Origin of the sequence: Legionella sp. (assembly GCF_049790535.1) — a bacterium.
Classification (GTDB): Bacteria; Pseudomonadota; Gammaproteobacteria; order Legionellales; family Legionellaceae; genus Legionella.
Window position 1 is genome coordinate 94,459 of record NZ_JBAQZB010000154.1, and the last position, 7,143, is coordinate 101,601.

The window sequence follows — 7,143 nt, forward strand, 5'->3', positions numbered from 1 at the left end:
ATGCTCACCACTCTGTGCATTGAACAATTTGCGATTGTACACCAATTGGAATTAGATTTTTCTGAGGGAATGACCGCCTTTACCGGTGAAACCGGTGCAGGTAAATCCATTATGATCGATGCATTGATGTTGGCGTTAGGGGATAGAACGGATGCTTCAGTGATTCGCCCTGGTCAAGATAAATGTGATATTACCGCGAGTTTTTATGTGCATCAGGATTCAGAACCTGCGCACTGGTTAACAGAACAGGACATACCCTGTGACACAGGTGAAATTTATTTGCGTCGTGTCATTTATGCTGAAGGCCGTTCCAAATCCTATATAAATGGTCAGCCTTTTCCTCTGCAAAAAATAAAAGAATTAAGCGAAAAATTGGTGCACATTCATGGTCAGCATCAATATCAGATGTTAATGCAGCATGCAACACACCGACAACAATTAGATCAATATGCCAAGAATCAACCTTTATTAGAAGAAGTAGCCTACCTTTACAAACAATGCTCCAAGATTCAACAAGAAATTGATGCCCTGCAAAATCAGGAGCAACAGACTGATCACATTGAACTATTAAAATTTCAAATTGAAGAACTTTCTGCGTTGAATTTGCATGAACATGAAGTTGAGGCATTGCATCAAGAACACCAAATGTTGCATCATGCTAAGGACTATTTGCACTCCAGCCAACAGGTACTTCATTTATTAAATGCTGAGAACGAACCCAATATATGTACTATTTTAAATCAAATAGTGTCTTTTATAAGTCAATTACCGCAGGAGCAGGCACAAATCAAGAACAGCTACGAATTGATTAATAATGCATTAATTCAATGTGAAGAGGTAATTGATGAAATGCAACAATTTGCTGAACACATTTCTCTTGATCCGGAACGGTTACATGACATCGAAACACGCATGAGCATTATTCATCAGCTTGCACGTAAATACCATATTGATAGTAGCCAATTACATATTCATGCCCAACAGTTGCAGAACGAATTGACAAACCTGCAGCATAGCGAAAGTAAATTGGCTGATTTACTGCGGCAGCGCAGCCAATTGGTTGCTGCTTATGAAGCCGCAGCATACACGCTTAGAGAGAGAAGACAAATACAAGCACAAAAATTGGCAAAGGAAATCACTGCCAGTATCCAAAAATTGGGTATGCCTAAAGGATGGGTTGAAATTGCTTTATCTCCTTTGGAGAAAATGCAGATACATGGTTTGGACAAGGTAGAATATAAAGTGTGTACAAATCCTGGGATGCAGCCGGATTCATTAAGTAAAATTGCTTCGGGTGGAGAATTGTCTCGTATTGGTTTAGCCATCCAAATGATCACCGCACAACAAGGTTCAACCCCTACTTTATTGTTTGATGAAGTAGATGTAGGAATTGGCGGTGCTACAGCTGCCCTTGTAGGCCAAATGTTACGAAAATTGGGTGAGCGTTTGCAGGTATTTTGTGTAACTCATCAACCTCAAGTTGCTGCTTCAGCACATAATCATTTTATGGTGGAAAAACAAAGTGATAGTACCCAAACATTTACTCGTATTTCTTTACTTGAATCAGCAGAAAAAATAGATGAGATTGCTCGAATGTTGGGTGGTTTGAAAATTACTGAACAGACACGCTCTCATGCTCAGGAACTGTTGTTACAGAGCAATTAATTATAGATTTCATTTATCGTTGCAATAGCGTTTTGAATGAAGTATGAACAAGAGGATTTATATGCCATTAATTCCAATCATTCTTTGTGGGGGAGCTGGTTCACGCCTTTGGCCTGTGTCTCGTGAATTGCATCCAAAACCATTTATACGTCTTGCTGATGGTCAAAGCCTGTTTCAAAAAGCGTTTATCAGAGGTGCATTGTTACCTGATGTACATGAAACACTGATTGTTACGAATAAAGAATTTTTATTTAAAATTATTGAAGAAAGCGCTGAGATCAATCAGAGTGGTATAGAAATTAAATATATTACGGAGCCTTTTGGCCGTAATACAGCCGCCGCTATTGCTACTGCAGTTTTGCAAACGATTCAAATGCATGGTGAAAATGCCATGATGTTGGTACTTGCTGCTGACCATTTAATTTTAGACCAAAATGCTTTTCAAAATGCTGTTTCTGAAGCTTTGGTATTAGCGCAAGATGATAAATTAGTTACCTTTGGTATCTCCCCTACAGAACCGAAGACAGAGTATGGCTATATCGAAACAAATGCTACTGAGGTGGTGCGTTTCGTGGAAAAACCCGTTTTAGAAAAAGCAGAACACTATGTTGCTTCAGGTCGTTTTTTGTGGAACTCAGGAATGTTCTTATTTGCTGCTGGCACGATGTTACGTGCTATGGAATCACATTGCCCTGAAATTCTTGCGACAGTGCGCACCTGTTTGTCCCATTCGTGTCCTATAAAACATCAATCTATTATGGGTCTGGAACTGGAAGAAAAAACTTTTGCACTCGTTCCTGATAATTCAATTGATTACGCTGTTATGGAAAAATCTGCGAATATGGCGGTTATACCGTGCCAGATTGGCTGGAGCGATGTAGGTTCCTGGACTTCGCTAGATGAATTAATCATCCCAGATTTAAAAGGGAATCGCATTGAAGGCGATGTATTACTGCATGACGTAGCTGATTGCACCATTAAAAGTAGTGGTCGTCTCATTGGTGGTGTTGGCATTGATAATTTACTGATTATTGATACACCTGATGCATTGTTGGTAGCTGATAGGTCAAGGGCGCAAGATGTGAAAAATATTTATAACCAATTAAAGGCGGGCGAACATGCAGCTTATAAATTACATCGTACGGTACATCGACCCTGGGGAACATATACTATTCTTGAGCAAAATGAATTCTTTAAGATTAAACGAATTGAAGTAAAACCAGGTGCAAGTTTAAGTCTGCAAATGCATCATCACCGCAGTGAGCATTGGATTGTGGTAAGTGGTATGGCAAAGGTTGTAAATGGCGAGGAAGAATTTTTTGTTCGCGTGAACGAATCGACTTATATTGCTGCCGGTCGCAAACATCGATTAGAAAATCCTGGTGTTCTTGATCTGGTAATGATCGAAGTACAGAGCGGTGATTATTTGGGAGAAGACGACATCGTACGTTTTCAAGATAATTATGGACGGGTTTAATATGAACATTGCATGTTTTAAATCGTATGATATTCGCGGTAAACTCGAACTCGAGTTAACTGAAGACATTGCCTATCGCATTGGTTTTGCCTATGCCAAATTTTTAAAAGCACGTTCTGTTGTGCTGGGTAGTGATGTGCGTCATAGCAGTGAGCCGCTAAAACAAGCATTGGCACGCGGAATTATGGATGCAGGCACCGATGTAATTGATATTGGTATGACAGGTACAGAAGAAGTTTATTTTGCTGTGTTTCACCTGGAGGTTGATGGGGGCATCGAAGTAACGGCGAGTCATAACCCAATTGACTATAATGGTATGAAATTAGTACGTAAAGGTGCCGCTCCTATTAGTGGTGATAGTGGTTTACATGTTATCAAGCAAATGGTAGTGGAACAGCAATTTCAATTAGCCGAAAAAAAAGGCCAATTGCAACAAGTTTCTATTCTCGATGCTTATGTAAGTCATCTGCTGACTTACATTCAAATGGATCAATTACGACCTTTAAAATTGTTGGTTGATGCTGGGAATGGCGCAGCAGGTCATGTTATTGATGCAATTGAATCTCGTTTTATAGCAGCAAATATTCCCGTCACCTTTATTAAAATTAATCATGAAGCAGATGGTGATTTTCCCCATGGAATTCCTAATCCATTGTTGCCAGAAAAGCGGAAAATTACTGCAAAAATGGTTAAAGTACACAATGCGGACATGGGAATTGCCTGGGATGGTGATTTTGATCGCTGTTTCTTGTTCGATAATCGTGGTGAATTCATTGAAGGGTATTACCTGGTTGGATTATTGGCAGAAGCTTTTTTGGAAAAAAATCCTGGTGAGAAAATTATTCATGATCCACGGTTAACATGGAATACACTGGATATTGTTGCTCGTGCTAAAGGACAGGCCATCCAATGCAAAACGGGCCATGCTTTTATTAAAGAACGTATGCGCATTGAAAATGCTGTATATGGTGGTGAAATGAGTGGACATCATTATTTTCGTGATTTTGCTTATTGTGATAGTGGCATGATTCCATGGTTATTGGTTATTGAGCTTATGAGCAAAACAGGACAATCACTGGGACATCTTATTAATGAACGGGTTGCAGCTTTTCCATGTAGTGGTGAAATTAACTACACAGTGAAAGAACCACAGCAAATTATGGAGGTAGTCGAAGCTCATTTTTCCAAATTTGCTCCCAAAATAGATAGAACAGATGGTATTAGTCTTGAGTTTGAGCAAATGCGTTTGAATTTGCGCTCCTCTAATACGGAACCCTTATTGCGTTTAAATGTAGAATCACATCAAAATCTGCCATTAATTAGCCAGACTGTGCGGACAATCGAGGAGATTATTAAATTTGCAGAATGCTGAAGGTTAAAAGTATTCTATCTTTAATATTACTTTTGCTTTAAAAATCAATAAATTTTTATAAAGTTAGATTGTACATCGGTTTCATGGTATGGTTAATTCTTATTTAATCAATAAGGAAATTTTAAAGACATTTTCAGCAACAGTCTGTACTCTTGAAGTTGCTCATAAATTATTATTTAAATCTCGATTTTTATAGGAGAAAATAATATGCCAAGTGAACATAAGATCAAAGATATTATTCTAATTTGGGTTACTAATAATTCATCGTTTAATTTTTCTGAAGATTATTGTCCTATATTCAATTCAGCAAAACACCCATTTCTACAAAATGTCATTGCTCATTCATCGCTCGATCGTAACATACACATAATTCAAGTTAATCTTCAAAAAAATACCGAAATAGGTAAAGAAATAGATAAATCATTCAATAAGCTTGAAAATGATTGTAAGGTTAACAAGTTAAATATAAAAATCTATGATTTTTTTGAGCTAGTGAAAGAAGATTTTAAACTTCTCGAGTTTCTGCAGAAAAATAAATTAAAATTTGCTGATATAATTGATTTAGTCAAGATTTATATAGGAGCAAATCTCCATACATTGAATATTAGCGAGGCAGCCATTGCTGATTTTGATTGTGTTATACCTTCTAATTTAAAAGTACAAACTAATCATTTTGATGTCTTGCCTTTAATAGAAAAGTCGTTCAGCCAAGTGAGATTCGATTTTAATAACGATATTGATCATTATATAGAAAATGGTTTCTTTTTTGTAAACGGTGATAAAAATCTTACTTGTATAAAAATGTTAGAGAGGGCTAAGAATTATGAAGCCCCTTACTTTGAAAAACATCAGAATGATGCCATCTATAGAATTTTTATAGCAGAGATTCTCCGCACAATTGATCCAGCAGCTACCGGGGAGCTTGAGGATGATGCTTTATTTAAGAAATATGCTTATCGTGATAAATTAGAAAAACATATTGAAGAGGAATTATGTCAATTGGATGGGCTTATTCAATATGAACGAGGTCATAGTTGGAGGGGTTCTAAAAAAGAGAGTTTATATTCTATGCCTGTTTTTAAATCAGGGCATTTTCCAGTATACCCAAGGGAATTAGATCACCTACATAAATTGATATTTATCCCATACGCTGAAAATAAAGAAAAAATCATTCCCTTTGTTGACCATCTTATTAGCAAAGGTTTTGATGTTCGCTCCCCAATACAGTGGATAAATCTTTTAGAGATGAAAGAAAATGTAATGTTTTTATTTTTAGATAGATATACTAAAGAACGACCAGATGAAAACCTATCGATTTTTAAATGGTTGATCAATAAAGGCATACCTTTAGATTCAAGGCTCCTATATTGTTTATTAAGTACTAAGGATTCACCTTATTATAAATAAGACGCTTGATTTTATAGTGAAAAAATTTGGTGTTGAACCCTCATATGTAGTTGAACTGGCAAGTGAATTTGTTCCTAAACATTATTCGAAAGCCGATCTAAAAATAGTGCACGCATGGTATATTAAAAAATTGAATGCTTGTGCTGATATAAAAAACAAAGAGAGAAATAATTCTAGTTTAGTCTTTTTTTCATCGGAATCTTCAAGTGAATCTGATGAGACTCACGCTGCAGGCCAAGGAAGGTCGAAGACCGAGGCCTGTAGTCCCTAGCCTTAGGGCCGGATGTATTGCTAAAAGCTTTTCATGATCGCTTTTAAACCATAATTAGATGCCAAATCCTCCTTTTTTTGATTTTAAACGAAATTTTGGCCCAATTGATGAGGGGGTATTTGCCTGGGAGCATCTTATGAAACTAATGTTTTTATAATTCATGTCCCATTTAGTTTATGCAGCACTGGTTATACCAACTCGCTGTGGTAATTTCTCAATAAATATCTGTGTACTGGTTTGTTTTCCGGGGTACGCAAATAATCGATGTTGATGCAATACCGCATTTTTTTCAGTTTCTTTTAATATCCCTGGTAACGATTGCACATCTGCTTCACGTAAAGTCTTTTGTAATTTAAGTAACTCCTGTTTTTTCTCTTTGGCAATTGTGCTTCCAATGACTATTTTATTAAGGTGTTTTTTCTCATATTTTTGAATCAAAAAAAGGCTATGTTCCATTTGCCATTCTGCTGATGTTTTTTGTACATTAACCGGTAAATTTACGTCAACTTCTTTTTTGTTTCCTCGCTGTTTATCCCAAGCTCTGGTAAAGGTAAGTGTTCGTTTTTTATTATTAATTGAATCACTGGATTTATTTAATTTACTTGCCAAACAATCCCAGGTTGCAGCCAAAGCATATAAAGGAATGGTAATCGTTTTTAGAATTCTGGAGGGAATATCGTCATTATGGTTATGGCCTACATTAGTTTCAAGATGTTCTTTTAGTAAGTGTGGAAGATCATGATGAGCGTGTTCATGATGTTGATGAGCTCCAAGCTGTTTGTGTTCATGATGGTGTTCATGATTATGGGCGTGATGATGGTTGTGATTATGGTCGTGATTATGGTCGTGATGTCCTAAAAAATAATGAGCATCTTCAAATCCTTCACTAATTAAGGCAATGAGTGCTGCCCAAATTTGTGGAACACCAGGCATGCGATCTGCGGTAAGTGC

4 protein-coding genes and 1 pseudogene are annotated in these 7,143 nt (G+C 36.9%); 4 read left to right on the forward strand and 1 reads right to left on the reverse strand.

Annotated features, from left to right (window positions below):
• From recN to WA877_RS10900, 4 genes are all read left to right on the forward strand, one after another.
• Positions 1 to 1,665, forward strand: coding sequence for a DNA repair protein RecN (gene recN, locus WA877_RS10885; RefSeq protein WP_425170940.1), 1,665 nt, complete (start codon positions 1 to 3; stop codon positions 1,663 to 1,665).
• A gap of 61 nt (positions 1,666 to 1,726) precedes the next feature.
• Positions 1,727 to 3,142 (forward strand): mannose-1-phosphate guanylyltransferase/mannose-6-phosphate isomerase, encoded by a 1,416-nt coding sequence (locus tag WA877_RS10890; RefSeq protein WP_425170941.1) that lies wholly within the window; start codon positions 1,727 to 1,729, stop codon positions 3,140 to 3,142.
• 1 nt (position 3,143) lies between these two features.
• Positions 3,144 to 4,514 (forward strand): phosphomannomutase CpsG, encoded by a 1,371-nt coding sequence (locus WA877_RS10895; protein ID WP_425170942.1) that lies wholly within the window; start codon positions 3,144 to 3,146, stop codon positions 4,512 to 4,514.
• A 207-nt stretch (positions 4,515 to 4,721) separates the two neighbouring features.
• Entirely contained in the window at positions 4,722 to 5,921 is a 1,200-nt protein-coding gene (locus WA877_RS10900) for a hypothetical protein (protein ID WP_425170943.1), read from the forward strand.
• Between the two features lie 445 nt (positions 5,922 to 6,366).
• Here WA877_RS10900 and WA877_RS10905 read toward each other — a convergent pair.
• Positions 6,367 to 7,143 (reverse strand): annotated as a pseudogene (locus WA877_RS10905) (hypothetical protein); the annotation flags it as partial.

Coding starts and splice junctions, on each gene's coding strand:
- recN (WP_425170940.1), top strand. CDS start 1: ATGCTCACCACTCTGTGCATTGAACAATTTGCGATTGTACACCAATTG.
- WA877_RS10890 (WP_425170941.1), top strand. CDS start 1,727: ATGCCATTAATTCCAATCATTCTTTGTGGGGGAGCTGGTTCACGCCTT.
- WA877_RS10895 (WP_425170942.1), top strand. CDS start 3,144: ATGAACATTGCATGTTTTAAATCGTATGATATTCGCGGTAAACTCGAA.
- WA877_RS10900 (WP_425170943.1), top strand. CDS start 4,722: ATGCCAAGTGAACATAAGATCAAAGATATTATTCTAATTTGGGTTACT.